15 protein-coding genes are annotated in these 16231 nt (G+C 61.1%); 14 read left to right on the top strand and 1 reads right to left on the bottom strand.

Annotated elements, in window-relative coordinates:
- From IEV75_RS13795 to IEV75_RS13730, 14 genes are all read left to right on the top strand, one after another.
- On the top strand, positions 1 to 1299 hold a 1299-nt coding region (locus IEV75_RS13795; RefSeq protein ID WP_308418878.1), incomplete at its 5' end, for an RHS repeat-associated core domain-containing protein.
- Positions 1300 to 1697: 398 nt separating this feature from the next.
- A complete protein-coding gene (locus IEV75_RS13790; protein ID WP_188453152.1) occupies positions 1698 to 3260 on the top strand; it encodes an RHS repeat-associated core domain-containing protein in 1563 nt (520 codons plus the stop codon).
- On the top strand, positions 3251 to 3559 hold the full coding sequence (locus IEV75_RS13785; protein ID WP_188453151.1) for a hypothetical protein: 309 nt from the start codon (positions 3251 to 3253) through the stop codon (positions 3557 to 3559). The genes IEV75_RS13790 and IEV75_RS13785 overlap by 10 nt, the downstream gene beginning before the upstream one ends.
- A gap of 94 nt (positions 3560 to 3653) precedes the next feature.
- On the top strand, positions 3654 to 4727 hold the full coding sequence (locus tag IEV75_RS13780; RefSeq protein ID WP_233351882.1) for an RHS repeat-associated core domain-containing protein: 1074 nt from the start codon (positions 3654 to 3656) through the stop codon (positions 4725 to 4727).
- A 333-nt stretch (positions 4728 to 5060) separates the two neighbouring features.
- Positions 5061 to 5534, top strand: coding sequence for a type II secretion system major pseudopilin GspG (gene gspG, locus IEV75_RS13775; RefSeq protein WP_188453150.1), 474 nt, complete (start codon positions 5061 to 5063; stop codon positions 5532 to 5534).
- Positions 5534 to 7111: a GspE/PulE family protein gene (locus tag IEV75_RS13770; RefSeq protein WP_188453149.1), complete on the top strand. Its 1578-nt coding sequence runs from the start codon at positions 5534 to 5536 to the stop codon at positions 7109 to 7111. The genes gspG and IEV75_RS13770 overlap by 1 nt, the downstream gene beginning before the upstream one ends.
- A 3-nt stretch (positions 7112 to 7114) precedes the next feature.
- A complete protein-coding gene (locus tag IEV75_RS13765) occupies positions 7115 to 8293 on the top strand; it encodes a type II secretion system F family protein (protein WP_188453148.1) in 1179 nt (392 codons plus the stop codon).
- Positions 8293 to 8691, top strand: coding sequence for a hypothetical protein (locus tag IEV75_RS13760; protein ID WP_188453147.1), 399 nt, complete (start codon positions 8293 to 8295; stop codon positions 8689 to 8691). Before IEV75_RS13765 ends, IEV75_RS13760 begins: the two co-directional genes overlap by 1 nt.
- Positions 8681 to 9031, top strand: coding sequence for a hypothetical protein (locus IEV75_RS13755; RefSeq protein ID WP_188453146.1), 351 nt, complete (start codon positions 8681 to 8683; stop codon positions 9029 to 9031). The genes IEV75_RS13760 and IEV75_RS13755 overlap by 11 nt, the downstream gene beginning before the upstream one ends.
- Positions 9028 to 9777 carry a hypothetical protein gene (locus IEV75_RS13750; RefSeq protein ID WP_188453145.1) on the top strand — a complete coding sequence of 250 codons (750 nt, stop codon included), beginning with the start codon at positions 9028 to 9030 and terminating at the stop codon, positions 9775 to 9777. The genes IEV75_RS13755 and IEV75_RS13750 overlap by 4 nt, the downstream gene beginning before the upstream one ends.
- On the top strand, positions 9774 to 10232 hold the full coding sequence (locus IEV75_RS13745) for a hypothetical protein (protein WP_188453144.1): 459 nt from the start codon (positions 9774 to 9776) through the stop codon (positions 10230 to 10232). The genes IEV75_RS13750 and IEV75_RS13745 overlap by 4 nt, the downstream gene beginning before the upstream one ends.
- Positions 10229 to 10657 carry a hypothetical protein gene (locus IEV75_RS13740; RefSeq protein ID WP_188453143.1) on the top strand — a complete coding sequence of 143 codons (429 nt, stop codon included), beginning with the start codon at positions 10229 to 10231 and terminating at the stop codon, positions 10655 to 10657. The genes IEV75_RS13745 and IEV75_RS13740 overlap by 4 nt, the downstream gene beginning before the upstream one ends.
- Positions 10657 to 12555 carry a secretin GspD/PilQ domain-containing protein gene (locus tag IEV75_RS13735; RefSeq protein WP_188453142.1) on the top strand — a complete coding sequence of 633 codons (1899 nt, stop codon included), beginning with the start codon at positions 10657 to 10659 and terminating at the stop codon, positions 12553 to 12555. Before IEV75_RS13740 ends, IEV75_RS13735 begins: the two co-directional genes overlap by 1 nt.
- On the top strand, positions 12524 to 13339 hold the full coding sequence (locus IEV75_RS13730; protein WP_188453141.1) for a type II secretion system protein GspK: 816 nt from the start codon (positions 12524 to 12526) through the stop codon (positions 13337 to 13339). Before IEV75_RS13735 ends, IEV75_RS13730 begins: the two co-directional genes overlap by 32 nt.
- Positions 13340 to 13819: 480 nt before the next feature.
- Here IEV75_RS13730 and IEV75_RS13725 read toward each other — a convergent pair.
- The coding region (locus IEV75_RS13725; RefSeq protein ID WP_188453140.1) for an RHS repeat domain-containing protein at positions 13820 to 16231 on the bottom strand (2412 nt) is incomplete at its 5' end.

Below are 16231 nucleotides of genomic sequence, written 5' to 3'. Positions count from 1 at the left end.
TCCGGCGGGGGTGTCACCTACTCATACGATGACCGCGGCAACATGACCGCTGATGGTGTGCGCGCCTACGCCTATGACTTCGACAACCGGCTCACGAGCGTGACCGGCGGCGGGACAGGCGATGTGGCCCTCTCCTACGATCCGGCCGGGCGGCTCTACCAGACCGCGCAAGCGTCGGGCGCCACGACGCGCTTCCTCTATGACGGGGCGAACCTGATCGGGGAGTACAACGCCTCGAACGCCCTCCTGCGGCGCTATGTGCAGGGGCCCGGGCTCGATGCTCCCCTCGTCAGATATGACGGCACCGGCACCAGTAACCGGCGCTGGCTGATCACCGATGAGCGCGGCTCGGTCGTCGCCGAGACCAATGCCTCAGGCGCGGCCGTGCAGATCAACACCTATGACGAGTACGGCATGCCGGGATCGGGCAACACTTCCCGGTTCGGCTATACCGGCCAGATGTGGATCGCCGAAATCGGCCTCTACCACTACCGCAACCGGGTCTATAACCCCGCCATTGGACGGTTCATGCAGACCGACCCGATAGGTCAGCAGGGCGGCATCAACCTCTACGCATATGTCGGCAATGATCCGGTGAACTACACAGATCCGTGGGGGCTGAGCCGTCAGGCCAATGACGAACACGTAGAACTCGATTGCGACGAAGTCGAGTGCATATCGGTGTCAGGTGCACGAGTGGATAATGGTCAGGGACAACCTGGACTGTTCAGTGCTGCATGGTTCTCCGACAGTTTCCTGGTGGACCTGTTCGGAGGAAGCGGCCCAGCCGTAGGCGCTCTGGAGGAGGAGGAGGAGAGCCGGGAGTGTAATGAGGGGTGGGTACAACTCGGAAATCGTATGGTTGATTGGTCAAACCGTGCAAGCACTGCTTCCGTTATTGCGGTTGGACTTGGAGCGGCGCTTGTTGTTTTTCCTGACCCTGCGACAACAACCCTTGGCGGAGCAGTGGTGATAGGAGGCGCTGCGATTGCTGCGGGAGGTGTAGCGCTACATATTGGATCAGGTTTCGCACATGGCTATGGACTCGGCCCAGACTATCCCGACCGCTTTGGAAACGTTAGAAGTGGCGTTGCCACTGGCGTGGTTGGCCTTTTAACAGGTGGTGCTGGGGGCGCGACTGCTAGGCTAATACGGAACCAGCGTTTTTTGTACTCAGCTTCGTTGAAAGAAGGGCAAAGAGCCGAGCGACGCACCATTGCAGGCTTATTCGGTGCAGGTACTGATATGGCTCAAAGGGCCAGCGGATTTTTGGCGCCGGAACACAGGAGCTGCGAATGAAGAGAAGTAAAATAACGCTACTAATATTCATTGCAAGGTTTGCAATTTCGTTATCTTTGTTTGTATCAATTTTATTGATGGCGTACCATTATTTTTTCAGATCTGAAGTGCACGAGTTGTATACCATAATATCTTTAGTTTTAATATTCGTGTCGCTCCTTGGTCCGTGGGAGAAGGCTTGAAATTTTTGTCAGATCTAAAACAGTGAACCGCTCAGGTGACCAACCGGCCACGCCAATCAGGATGTGACGGTCGATGGAGTCCTAGCGACCGCGGAATGCCTAATTTCCAAAACACCGCCTACTATCCGGAGACGCGGTTTCCAGCCACTCGAACACCAACACCGGCGTCTCAGCCGACGATGTGAGCAGGATGGTGGACCGTGCAACGCGCGGTGCATGACGCTCGCTCGCGGTGAAGGTCCAGTGAATAGCGTGTTACGCGAGAACGGGGCTTCATCGGGCATCGGTGTGCTGGCGGCCTATGCCTACGACAATCTTGGCCGGGTCACCTCGCTCACCCGCGGCAATGGCGTGGTGACCGGGTTCGACTATGACGCAGCCGGGCGCCTCTCCGAGCTCACCCAGGATCTCAGCGGTACCGCCAACGACCAGACGCTGTCCTTCACCTATAATGCCGCCGGCCAGATCGCCAGCCGCACCATGGCCAATGACATCTATGCCTTTACCGGCCATGCCAACCAGGATGTCACGGTGACGGTTGATGGCCTCAACCGCTTCCTCTCCGGCGGGGGTGTCACCTACTCATACGATGACCGCGGCAACATGACCGCTGATGGTGTGCGCGCCTATGCCTATGACTTCGACAACCGGCTCACATCCGTCACCGGCGGCGGGACAGGCGATGTGGCCCTCACCTACGATCCGGCCGGGCGGCTCTACCAGACGGCCCAGGTGTCAGGCGCCACGACGCGCTTCCTCTATGACGGGGCGAACCTGATCGGGGAGTACAACGCCTCGAACGCCCTCCTGCGGCGCTATGTGCAGGGGCCGGGCCTCGATGCGCCGCTGGTCAGATATGACGGTGCCGGCACCTCAAACCGGCGCTGGCTCATCACCGACGAGCGCGGCTCGGTCGTGGCCGAGACCAATGCCTCAGGCGCGGCCGTGCAGATCAACACCTATGATGAGTACGGCATGCCGGGATCGGGCAACACTTCCCGGTTCGGCTATACCGGCCAGATGTGGATCGCCGAAATCGGCCTCTACCACTACCGCAACCGGGTCTATAACCCGTCTGTGGGAAGGTTCATGCAGACCGACCCCATCGGACAGCAGGGCGGAATGAACCTCTACGCCTATGTCGGAAATGATCCCATAAACTACACCGATCCGTGGGGGTTGAGCAGGCTTCCGAGATATGACCAGTGTATCTCTGATAAACAAGGAGGGCACACAACGTTTGACTGTTGGAACAATCGAAGTGTGAGCGGCAATCTGGCCAGCCTCTCATGGGGCGCAGGCGGATACCCCCACATGGATGGCGGAGGCGGCAGCAGCAGCGGCGGAATCGGTATCGGAGCCAACGCAGGCGGACAGCAGGGGGAGAATCCATGTGAATTCAACCTATATGCGGAAGTTCCTACAGATGACCAATACGGCCTTCCGCCAAATGCACCGCCATTGAACGCTAACCCTCTATTGTGGTCTGCAATCAACGATGCCTTTAATAGAATGTCGGAGAATAGGCCACTTTTCCAGCAAGATGGCAGTCTGTTCGAAAATCGACGGTCAGTTTTACCTCCCGGAAATTACGAAGAATGGACGGTGGTTGACCCCGCTCTCGCACACACTGTTGGCCCCGATGGAATGCCTTATCGCGGTGCTCATCGATTGGTTGTGGATCGCAGTCAAGGCACTGTATACTATACGGGAGAACATTATCGTCCCGGCTCATTTGTTAGGTTGCACCATGGGGCAAGGGTTTCTAGATGCAGGTAATTAAATTTATTTTAAGCGATAAAGAATTTATAGATGGGCATTTAAGTGATCCATTTGCCATCTTGGTAAATGTATTTGACATATCTAGGCTTGGATATGATGTCATAGAAAATGAAAATGCATTTATTGACGTTGCAGCAGAATATATGCATCATAAACTGCCTGTTAAAAATGAGATAAGATTCAGCAAAGGAAGCATTGAGGTGGTTTTGCAGTCAATAGATTTGTTGTTAATATCGATGATGAAGGTGGATTTTGATAATTTAGATTATAAGATTGAAATTTATCGAGGGAATTAAATACTAGACCGGCGGCGCCACGACGCGCTTCCTCTATGACGGGGCGAACCTGATCGGGGAGTACAACGCTTCGAACGCCCTCCTGCGCCGCTATGTGCAAGGACCCGGGCTCGATGCTCCCCTCGTCAGATATGACGGCACCGGCACCAGTAACCGGCGCTGGCTGATCACCGATGAGCGCGGCTCGGTCGTCGCCGAGACCAATGCCTCAGGCGCGGCCGTGCAGATCAACACCTATGACGAGTACGGCATGCCAGGATCGGGCAACACCTCCCGGTTCGGCTATACCGGCCAGATGTGGATCGCCGAAATCGGCCTCTACCACTACCGCAACCGGGTCTATAACCCGTCTGTGGGAAGGTTCATGCAGACCGACCCCATCGGACAGCAGGGCGGAATGAACCTATACGCCTATGTCGGAAATGATCCCATAAACTACACCGATCCGTGGGGGTTGAGCAGGATAGGAAGCAGAGACACGTGCGAAGGCACCAAAACCGTGACGACCTGGACCGATGGAACAAAAACCGTGGAGGTTGTCTGGGATAACTCGGCCGCCTGCAACGGCAGTGGTTTTGGAGCTGGATGGGACATCGGCGGCTTCCCCCACATGGATGGTGGAGGCGGGCCAGGAGGTGTTTTATTCCGTGGCCACTCTGGCTTGCAAAACCCCAGCTTTTCAATTCCAAGCCGCGAGCAAATGGAGGCAGCGCAGGACGCTGCCTGTGCCTCCGTTAATGCAACACTTTCCGGGATTGATTGGGATGCTCCTGGGGGAAACTCCGGACACGTGGGAATTGCCACCTTTGAAGCTTCGGGAGGTGTTTTTGCGGGACTCAATCTTCAGTACAGCGTGTGGCGGAACTTCACAACGGGCGAGTACGGTTCAGTGACGGCGGCAGTTAGCATGATCGGTGCTATTGGCGGTGTAAGCGCATCAGGCCCTGTATTACAATACGCCACCGCGAACCCAACTTCAGGTGGGTTCTGGGAAGTGACGCTGGCAGCCAGTATACCTATCTACGGCCCCATCAGCGTTGGGGGTGACATGGTCTTTGGTATTGCACCTGGTTTCCTCGCGGGTGGAATTGGGCCTTCTGTAGATTTTGGCCTGCCTGCGCAGGTAACCGTCGGGCGGGGTCATGCAACGGTGCTGACATGTCGGTAAGAGATAAATGGGTCGTTGGAATTTGGCTGACAGCGTGCGCCGTATCCGGGCCACTGGGATTTTTTTTGATGGTCGTCAGACCCGATCTTTTGTGGACAGTAATAATTATATTTACCGCTTTAATAGCTGCTTCATTCATTTTTCCAAACACCCTCGGCAAATTTTTCTTTCCATGGCGGTATAAAGATTAGCTGACGTTCCTCGGACGCGGCGGGCCGCTCACGAGCCAATGACATCTATGCCTTTACCGGGCATTCGCCATCATTTTTCAATAGGCGCGAGCCTTGATCATCCCCTAGAGTAATCGGGCAGGTTGAGTTCGGGGGAAGCCTCATGAGAGAGCACGTGGTAGGTGACCGCAGGGCTAATTCCCGAGGACAGGAACGAGCGCCTGCCGATGCGGGCTATACCCTCGCCGAAGTTCTCATAGTCTTGGTGATCATCGCTTTGATCGTCGGGCTGGCGACCCCGGCTCTCATGGGGCGGCTCGGGGCGGCGCAGTCCCGCACAGCCGAAATCCAGCTCGAAAATCTTGCCACCTCGCTGGACCTGTTCCGGCTCGATATCGGGCGCTATCCCACTACCCAGGAAGGCCTTACCGCCCTGGTATCGCCTCCGGCTGCCGTCGAGGCCCGCTGGTCCGGCCCTTACGTGCGCCGGGGAGAAGTGCCGGACGATCCCTGGGGCCGTCCTTATATCTACCGCGCCGCGCCGGGCGGCGGATTCGAGCTGGTGAGTTATGGCCGCGATGGTGAGCCCGGAGGCACAGGCGAGGACCGCGACATCGTGGTTGTGCTGGAACGGTGATGTCCACAACCGACGCAGAGCCGGTAATTGAGGGGCGGGTGCGCCGGGCGCTCGCGTCAGCGGGCCTTGACGCAGACGGACTGCGACGCGTCCAGCAGGTATGTGCCACCGGCGCTGAACGTCCTGTCATCGCAGCGGCCCGGCTGGGGCTCGTCGATACGCTACGGCTGGCCAAGCTGCTGGCAAGCGAATACGCACTCGAACGCCCCGGCGGTGACGTGATCCCCGGCACCATACCGGCAGACATGTCTCCAACCTGGCTGCGCCGCAAGCGGATGGCTGTCCTTCAGGGTGAGTGCGATCAGTTACCCGTAATCGGCATTGTCGATCCGTCCGACACCGACGCCATGCGGGCCTGCCGGTTCGCGGTTGGCGGAGCGGTCAGGTTTGTGGTGCTGTCACTTGATGAGTGGAAGCAGTGCCAGGCCGAGACCGGTCCGGCCAGCACCGTGGATCAACGACAGGACAGGGACAGCGAAACGCTTGCCGATCTGTCGCGCGGTGCCCCTGCGGTCCGGCTGGTGGAGGAGGCGCTCGCGGCAGCCCAGCGTGCTGGCGCCAGCGATATCCATTTCCGGCCACGTGAGAATGGGTTTGAGGTGCTGATGCGCGTGGATGGCGAGCTGCAGCTCCTGCGCACCGCTCCATTGCAACTTGCCGGCTCTGTCGCCGCCCGGTTGAAGGTTCTGGCTGGCCTTGATCTTGCCGAGCGGCGCGCCCCCCAGGATGGGCGCCTGAGTTTTACCATCGATGGATCCGTGATAGACGCGCGCCTCTCTACAGTTCCCAATGTCTGGGGTGAAGGCTCGGTTGTGCGCCTTCTTGGCCGCAGCGAGGCCTTGCTGAGCTTTGACGGGCTGGGGTTTTCTGCCCGCCAGTCCGAAACCGTAACCGGCTGGCTCTCCGCACGGTCGGGTCTGATCATGGTTGCCGGACCGACCGGGGCCGGCAAGACCACCACGCTCTATGCCGCGATCAATGCGCTACGCGGGGCGGGGCGCAATATCCTCACGGTGGAGGACCCGGTCGAATACCTGTTCGAGGATGTGTCCCAGACACAGGTTGACCGGGCAGCGGGCGTGGATTTCTCGAGCGCGCTCCGGGCCTTCCTGCGTCATGATCCGGACGTGATCATGGTCGGCGAGATACGTGACGCCGAAACCGCGGCGCTCGCCGTGCGCGCCGCCCTTACCGGTCATCTGGTCCTGACCAGCATCCACGCCGAAAATGCGCCCGCGGCCATCGTGAGGCTGATCGATCTCGGTGTGGAGCGGTTTCTGGCGGCCAGCACACTGCGCGGCGTGGTGGCCCAGCGCCTGACGCGGCGTCTGTGTCCTGCCTGTGGCGAAAAGGGTTGCGAGCATTGTGGCGGAACGGGCCGGCGCGGACGCATTGGTGTGATCGCGATGATGAGCGTTGATGACACGGTCCGTCAGGCCATCATGGACGGCGCCGATGCCGGAGCGCTGGGCAATGCTGCACGTTCGCAGCCTGATAGCCGCATGAGCGATGATGCTCTAGCCAAAGCCGATGCAGGGCTTGTCGACCGGGCTGAAGCCCTCGCCAGTGTGAGTTGAGCCATGCGTCTTGCCTATGAAGCCATTGACGGGACAGGCCGCAAACGCAAGGGCCAGCTGGATGCCGACGGGCCGGATGCAGCGCGGGAGATGCTCGCTGAACGCGGGCTGGGCGTGCTGTCCCTGAGGCCTCTGCGCGAGACCGGCTGGCGCGGACCTGGAGGGGAGGAGCTTTCCCATCTGGCTGCTGATCTTGCCCGCTTGTCGCGCGCCGGCATCCCCTTGGCCTTCGGTATGCGCACCCTTGCTCAGGGACAGGCCCGGCGGGCAAGCGCCGCACTGGAATCCGCTGCCGCCAGACTCGAGGCCGGCAGCCCAATTGGCGCTGCCATACGGGAGAGCTTCGGGGAGCGTGCCCATGTGCTTGCGGCCATGGCAGAGGCCGGAGAGGCTACCGGCCAGCTTGCTGCCTGTCTCGACCTTGCCGCCCGCTACCATGCTTCGCGCGCGGAGTTCCGGCGCAAGCTGGTCTCGGCGGCTGTTTATCCGGCCATCGTGCTGGCACTCACGGCAGCCAGCCTTGGCGTGTTCTTCCTTCTGGTACTGCCACGCATCGAGACGGCCCTTGCTGATGCGCCCTCCTTGCCAGCCCTTACATCTGGGTTACTGGCATTCGGGCGGGTGATGAATGAATGGGGCGGTCTGATCGGGACGCTGATACTGGCGATACCGCTTGTTCTGATCGTGTGGCCACGCCTGCGCATCGCAGCCATGGCTCAGCTTGACAAGGCGCTTCTAGGTCCGGTCGGGCTCGGCATTGTGCGCGACAGCATGGCGAGCGCGTTCTGCAGCACGTTCGCGGTCATGCTGTCATCCGGTATCGCCGTGCCTGCGGCGCTGGCCAGCGCGGCTCGCGCTGTCCCGTCACCGGCTTTTCGCGTATCGATCACTGCCGTCATCCCCTCCGTGCGTGATGGCGTCCCTCTTGCCGATGCTTTCGCAGGCATCGCCCATCTGCCGCCTGTGATCGTGCGTCTCGCCCGTCTTGCCGAGGAGAGTGGCCGGTTGGCCGACTGCATGAGCGAGGCTGGCACCCTGCTGGACCGGCGCGCCCGGGAACGCGCGGACCTTCTAGGCTCACTCGCGCCGACGGGCTTTCTGCTGATTGCCGGTCTGGTCATCGGCACGGTGGTAGCGGCCATCTTTCTTGGGCTTGGCGCCATCGCGGATTTTGGCCTGTGATGCGCGAGGAAACCTCACATAGCCTCGGCGAGGCAGGTTTCATCCTGTCGGAGACCCTGATTGCGCTGACCATCATCGCTCTGGCGATCAGCCTGTTTCTAGCCGCGGCAGCGTCAATTCTGGCGCATGTGGAGCGGGCTGAGCAGCGCGCGGCGGCCGCTCTCGTCGCAAGCGATGTCGTCGCAGGGCTGCGCTTTGCCAGCAGGGGCTGCCCGGAAGGAGCTTCGGGTATCCGCGACGGGCTGGCATGGCGGGTGGAGGCAGATTGCCTTTCGCAAGCGCAAGCCCCGCTGCACCTGGGGCTGGCGCACATTACCGTTACGGTGCGCTGGCGCGACGGCACGCGACCGGGCGATCTTCAGCTTGAAACCTGGCACTGGGTGATTGATGAGCCATAGATCGGGTGAAGAGGGGTATATCCTCCTGGAAACGCTGATAGCCGTGGGCATTCTAGGCGCGGCGGTTCTGGCCGCCGGGATCAGCATCGCCAACGCCATCTCTGTTGCCGAGCGCGCCGCGCGTTCGGCTGCCAGTGTCAATGAGGTCAGGCGGGAGGTCGTCCGGTCGCAGGAGGCAGCACGGGTGTGTGCCTCGGCGTACGCAGAGGGATGCGAGACTGGCGCCTCGGGCTGGGTGACACGCCCTGACGCAGCCGGCCGTGTGCGTGCCGCTCATCCCCCGCTAGCGAGCCGGGAGTGCCATTTCGACTTCGTGAGCCGGCAATGTCGGCCGCTATGAGCCTCGCAATCCGCAGCAAGGCGATTCTGGACGCCCTGTCATCGCTGTGCGCCGGCGTGATTGATGATGCCCGCACACTGGCGGGCCTGCGGCCCTTCAAGGGCGAATTTGTTGTTATTGACGCCTGGCTGCCGACACCGCGCCTGTCTGCGGCCCGGCGCCTTGTCGCAGCCGATCCGGCTGCCTGGTGCCCTCTGGCTGACGGCGAGGCGGCCATGGGGTTGGCGGGCCCGGTGGAGGCGGAGACTTCGCCACCTTGGCGCTACCGCCTCGTGATCGCGCGGCGGGCTGATCTTCTCTCTCCTGGTGGGCATGCTTTGCGTGAACGCCGTATTGTTGACGAGGCAACGGGGCTGACCCTTACCCTGACTGCGCCGCGCAGACCGCTTTCGCCAGGCGAGGCCCGTGGTCTTCTCGCCTCTTGCGCCCTGGTGCTGTCGCTCTCCTGGGCGCTGACCAGCGCGGCGGTTTATGCCGGGAACGCCGCCCGCACCACCACGGAAACGGCCCGTGCGCTTGCGGCCTCGGCCAGCTCACCCGCCGACGATACGGCCTCGCGCCACGCGGGCACCCTGCTAAGGGTGATAACAGACCATGAGGGCGAGCTAGCTGCGGCGAGCATGCGGATCTCGGCCGATGGCGCAATGCTTACCCGGCCGGACGGCACCAGCCTCGTTCCGGTAGACGATGGCGACCAGCCCGCCTCGCACGGTATCATGCGCGCAGAGGGAGGCCAGGAGCCATGAGTGCCGCCCTGACCAGCTTGCCCCTTTACCGGATCGTGCTGGTGGGCAGCGTCATCATTGCAGGCCTGCTGCTGGCCTTGCCCGCATGGCGGCTGGCGGGCGCTGTCGAGGCGTATCACGGCGCGCGCGAACTGCACGCGTCGGTCGCAAGCCGGGTGCGGCCTGACTGTCTGTCCGGTGTATCGAGTGGTGAAGCGCTGACCGCGCTCCTGGAACAGCGCTGGGGCGGCAACTTCCTGCCCCGGCATGAATCTGTGTCCGCCATTGATGGACGATGCCGCGCACACGAGCTCCAGATCGATATTCGAACGACCGTATCGGGGCTGGAACAGATGCTGGCTGATCTCGCGCGCGAAGGCCCGCTGAGCCTGCGCGATCTGCAATGCGAGAGCCGCGAAGCCGGGCATATCGACTGCAGGGTTGAGCTGGTTGCGCGCCTGCAGGCTGCGTCATGATGGTGCGTTTCCTGTTCGCCATTGCCCTAGCCCTTATTGCCGCCGGGATCGTGCTGCGCGTATTGCCACCGGCTCAGCCGGGAGTCGCCCTGTCGGGCATGACCAGCCTGCCTGATCCCGTTGAGCCCGCCGGCCGGCTGAGCCTGGCTCCCCGTAGCGATGAGACAGGCACGTACACACTACTGGACGGGCCTGCACCCGCGGCTGCCACCGAAACGCCAGAGCTGGTGGGGGTTACACTGGGGCGCGAGGCGCTCGGCCATTTCGAGTATCTGGGCGAGACCGTCACGGTCACTGTTGACGAGGACATCGGACCATGGCGCGTGCACGCGATCGACGCGCAAAGCGTGACGGTTGCAGGGCCACAGGGCATGATCCGTCTGCGGGTATATCCGGCAGATGCGGATATGGAGGGGGAATACTGATGGGCGGACGCGATTACCTGGTGCTTCTTGGCATAAGTGCCCTGCTGGCAGGCTGCGCGGCCCATGAGCCTTTTGCCATTCCGTTGCCGCGCTCTTCGGTGGAAGCGACGCCGGACCCCGATACTCCGGACGGCGAAGCGCGCACCGCTGATACATTGGCGCGCCCCGAGCCGATATTACGCTCGCTCGGGCGCGCCGCGCCGCCAGCGGGCGCCATATCGACGGGCCCAGTAACTGGACAGCTGATCGAGTTCGCCTTCGCCGACGCGCCTGCCGGCCAGGTGCTTGAAAGCATCGTGGCCGGGCAGATGGGGCTGGCCTTCATCGCTGAGACAGATCTCGCCATGCGCCTGACCGCGCGCACGCCGGGCCCGGTGCCGGTATCGGCCGCGCTTGCCATATTGAACCGTGCCGTCAGCACGCACGGAGCCGAGCTGGTGATGGATGGTGAGGTTGTGATCCTGCGCGAGGCGGGCAGCCATGGCCTGGCCCGTGCGGGCGTTTCGAATATCGAGACCATCGAGCTGCGCCATGTCTCGGCAAGCCGCATGATGACGGCGCTCCAGCCCTTCACAGACAGCAGTGTCCAGCTCTCGGCTGATGACCGCGCCGGGCGGATCACGCTTTCCGGCGCGCCAGAGCGTATCGCGGCCATCCGCGAAACGGCTAGAGCCCTCGATACTGACTGGATGCGCGCGCTCTCATTCTCGATGATCCGGCTGCGTCATGCCGATCCCGACAGGCTTGTCGAAGAGCTTTCGGCGATCGCGGCTGTGCAGGGCGCTGGCGACACCGTTGAGTTCGTGCCGCTGAACCGGCTGCAGGCCGTTCTGGCTGTCACGCGCAGCCAGGGCCTGCTGTTGCAGGTGGAAGAATGGATAGCCCGGCTCGATCAGCCCCCCCAGCGCCAGCGGAGCTTTCAGACTATCCCTGTACGCAATGCCAGCGCATCCGCCATGGCCGAGGATATCGCCGCAACGCTCCAGGAACGCGAGGAAGGCGCTGCGCCCATACGCGTGCGGGCCAATGAGCAGAGCAATACGCTGATTGTCTGGGGCAATGAGGATGACAGGCGGGCGGTAGCAGAGCTGGTGCGTCAGTTGGATGTTCTGCCTGAGCAGATCCTGATCGAGGTGACCATTGCCGAAGTCGTCCTCAATGATGAGCTGCGCTACGGGGTGCAGTGGTTTTTCGACACGCGCGATGGCGGCGGCTTCACCCTTTCCGATCTGGAGAGCGGGCAGGTCTCATCGCGCTTTCCGGGTTTTGCCTACCGGTTTGATTCCCGCTATGTGCAGGCTGCCCTCAATGCGCTGGATTCGGTCAGTAGCGTTGTCGTGCTCTCCTCTCCGCAGATCGTGACGCTCAATAACCGGCCCGCCACCCTGCAGGTCGGTGATCAGGTGCCCGTCATCACGCAATCGGCGGTGAGCATCACCAATCCGGATGCCCCCATCGTCAACAGCGTCCAGTTCCGCGATACCGGGGTCGTGCTGCAGGTGACCCCCCGCATCAGCGGTAACTCCATCATCCTGGAGATCGATCAGGAGGTGAGCGATGTCGCCGAAACACGTAGTTCAGGGATCGACTCGCCCACCATCCAGCAGCGCCGCTTCCAGACGGTCGTGGCCGCGCGCAACGGAGAGACGATCGCGCTCGGCGGTCTGATCCGCGAAAACCGCAGCGAAACGCGAAGCGGCGTACCTGGCGCGCGCCGTATTCCGATCATCGGCCCACTATTTGAAAGCGGCGCCGATATAACGCGGCGTACCGAGTTGATCGCTTTCCTGACCCCGAGGCTGGTATCGGACGCCGACAGCGCGCGAGAAGAGGCGCTGCGCCTCTCCCAACGCTTGAGAGAACTCAATGCCCGCAACGTGCTCGCCATCGAAGAATGACACAGAAGCCGGGTTCGCGCTCATCAGCGCTCTCTGGCTGTCACTGGCCCTGGGGCTCGTAGGCTCACTCAGCCTCGCCCTTGCCTGGCGTGCGGTGGTCAGGGCCGAGCTACTGGTGAGCGAGGTTGAAGAGCGCATGACACTGGAAGGCGCCACCATCCGGGCCGTGCACGAACTAGGACAGATGCCAACCCGGCCGGTACCGTTTTCGGTCTCCTACACCATCAATGGCCGCGAAATCACGGTGGAAGCCCGGCCGACAACCGCGTGGCCCGATCTCAACCACATCGATGCGGTATCGCTTGCAAACTTCCTGGAGTTTCTCGGCGCTTCGCCATCGCGTGCCGCCGTGCTTGCCGACACCATAGCAGACTGGCGCGAACCGGCTGGCTCATCCCGGCTGAACGCCGCCAGATTGGCCGGTTACGAAGCCGCAGGTCTGCCGCCACCCGCCAATCGTCCGTTCGAAAATACGGACGAACTGGCGCTTGTGGCCGGGCTCTCAGCGGAAGAGGCAGAATGCCTAGCGGGGCATTTTACCCTGCTTTCGGCCAACCGCTTCGCCGACCCGGCCATCGCCGCCCATCCGGCTTTACGGGTCCAGGCATCTGCCCCGGCCTATCGGTCACACGCCATTCGCTGGACTTTCACTGCAATCGAGCGCCATGCCGCGCGTGCCGAGCGGTCAACGATCCTGCTCACATCGGCGCCGGAAAGCCCGGTGCTGGTGTTCGAGTGGGTGGATGTTACGTATGCAGACAGTGGGCGGTGTTTTAGAAATTAGACGGACTCGACACTCGGCCAGGCCGGCTTCCTCAAGTTTTGTCGGAAGTTTTGTTTTTATAAAAATAATGTCTTCTAAGCGAATTTATTCCAAAACAACAAAGCAACATTACTAAAAACGGAAAAAGTAGAGCAAAGTTTTTAAACTGACCAAAAATAAGCATGTAGCCCCCCAAGACAATCAAAGGCCACGCCAGAAGGCCATCGTATTGATCATTCCAAAATTTTATATTCATTGCAATGACCCCACTCCAAAAAGTATCACTACAGTGAAAGATAAAAAATACAAAAAGAATAATACTGTTGCTCGTTTGAAGCGATGGTCAGATCGCCCCAGATTCGTCAACAGATACAAATAACCTAAGTTGGCACATATAATATACAAGTATATTCTTCTAAATTCTTGTAAAGTCAACGCAACCATAGCAATTATGGTTATAATTAGCAATACCGATAGAAAAATTCGCATTCACCCTCCAGTTTACTCGCAATCTTCTACGCTCGTAAATGTAATTTCCAAGCTTAACCCGGCCCGCAAGCGCGGTAGAAAACCGGACGCTGCCCCCCCGCTTCCTCCTCTCAAACGGAGGCGCGATGGTTCAATCAAGTGAGCGACTCCTCCGTATTCTCTTGTCGCCATTGCACTGGCACCCACAAACGCTGCATCAGCATTAAGACTCACTCCCATTCCAGCAAGCCCGCTCGGCGCAACCCCTTCGAGGTAAAATACGGATACGGAAGCACCAGCCGAAACGCCACCACCAACGCCGAATCCAGAGAACGAGCCAAACGTTCCCGTGTAGCTACTATAGTAGAATCCTCCGAAGCCCGACCCCCCTGCAGCAACATGTGCCGATGCCGTGAAGATTGCTCCATACAAGTCGCCTGGGTATGTGTCCGAACGTGGCAACTGATCGACGTTAATCCCCGCATTTGATAATGCGGAGCGAGCATTTTGAGCGCACTCCCCCTGCTGTCCGTCTGCGCCGGCTCCGATACCTCCTCCTGGCCCACCACCGTTGTTGGGGAAGCCGGGAACTTCAAATACCCAGCTGATGACCACCAGTGCACCGCTGGCCAGACAGAATGACGAAACCCCGCGCGTGGAACAGGAAGGCTCTCTTACCACGCGCGTTCCTCTTACCGGAATGGTTTCGATAGGGTCTGACCCGTCCTGATGAGGGCTGTTTCCACTGCTTATTCTGCTCAGCCCCCATGGGTCTGTGAAGTTGATGGGGTCGTTTGAGACGTATGCGTAGAGGTTGATGCCGCCCTGCTGTCCGATGGGGTCGGTCTGCATGAACCTCCCTACAGACGGGTTATAGACCCGGTTGCGGTAGTGGTAGAGGCCGATTTCGGCGATCCACATCTGGCCGGTATAGCCGAACCGGGAGGTGTTGCCGCTGCCTGGCATGCCGTACTCGTCATAAGTGTTGATCTGGACGGCCGCGCCTGAGGCGTTGGTCTCGGCCACGACACTGCCGCGCTCATCGGTGATCAGCCAGCGCCGGCTGGTGGTGCCGGTGCCGTCATATCTGACGAGCGGCGCATCGAGCCCGGGGCCCTGCACATAGCGCCGCAGGAGGGCATTGGAGGCGTTGTACTCGCCTATGAGGTTCGCGCCATCGTAGAGGAAGCGCGTCGTGGCCCCGCTTACTTGCGCGGTCTGATAGAGCCGGCCTGCCGGATCGTAGGAAAGGGCCACATCCCCTGTGCCCCCGCCGGTGACGGATGTGAGCCGGTTGTCGAAGTCGTAGGCATAGGACCGCACGCCATCAGCGGTCATATTGCCGCGGTCATCGTAAGAGTAGGTGACACCTCCGCCAGAGAGGAAGCGGTTGAGGCCATCGACGGTGAGGGTGACATCCTGGTTGGCATGGCCGGTAAAGGCATAGATGTCATTGGCCATGGTGCGGCTGGCGATCTGGCCGGCGGCATTATAGGTGAAGGCGAGGGTCTGGTCGCTGGCAGTACCGGCGAGATCCTGGGTGAGCTCGGAGAGGCGCCCGGCCGCATCATAGTCGAACCCGGTCACCACCCCGTTGCCGCGCGTCAGAGACGTGACCCGGCCGAGATTGTCGTAGGCATAGGCCGCCAGCACACCGATGCCCGATGAAGCCCCGTTCTCGCGTATGTGGGTGAGCGCCCCTGCCGTGTCATAGCTGTAGGTGACATAAAGCCCGTCCGGCCAGTCCATCCGGGTGCGCCGGCCAGCTGCGTCGTACTGGTAGCTGACCGTGCCTTGCGGGGTGACGGCGGTCAGGTTGCGGCCCAGCGCGTCATGGGTGAAGGAGAGCGTGTGGCCGCCGGTCTGGGAGAGCTGGGTTACCCGCCCCAGAAGATCATAGGTATAGGACACATTGGCCTGGCCGGAGGGGGTATTGCGCTCTGTGATCCGGTTCAGATTGTCGTAAGCGTAGGTGATCTCGTGGCCCGAGCGGCGCCGGTGGGTGACGAGCCTTCCGGCCGCATCATAGGTGAACTGCTCGCGGTCAGCGCTGTTGCTGGCATTGGCGCCCACACTGGTGACCGGGTAGCGGATCTGGGAGAGACGGTCATGGCCGTCGCGCACATAGGTGGTGCGGTTGCTCGCCCCGTCGCGGATATAGGCGACATGCCCGTTGGCCCGGTAGTTGTAACGCGCCTCGATCCCCGCCTCGGAGGTGCCATAGCCACTACGCACGATGCTGATCTGGCCAGCGGCGGTATAGGTGCGGTGGGTGATCCGGTCAGGGCCCTGCGATCCAGCCGTGCCTGGCACACACGCATCTGAAGGCGGTGAGCCGAAGGTGCCTGGGTTCATGCGCTGGGCCGAACACTGCAGACGGCCCGAGGCATCATAGCTGACCTGTTGCAGGGCGAGCGTGGTGGAACCGGATTTAAGCCGGGCCGC

Source organism: Glycocaulis albus, from assembly GCF_014639075.1.
GTDB lineage: Bacteria > Pseudomonadota > Alphaproteobacteria > Caulobacterales > Maricaulaceae > Glycocaulis > Glycocaulis albus.
Note: the sequence above shows the minus strand (reverse complement) of the source record. Positions and strands in the feature narration are given on the sequence as shown.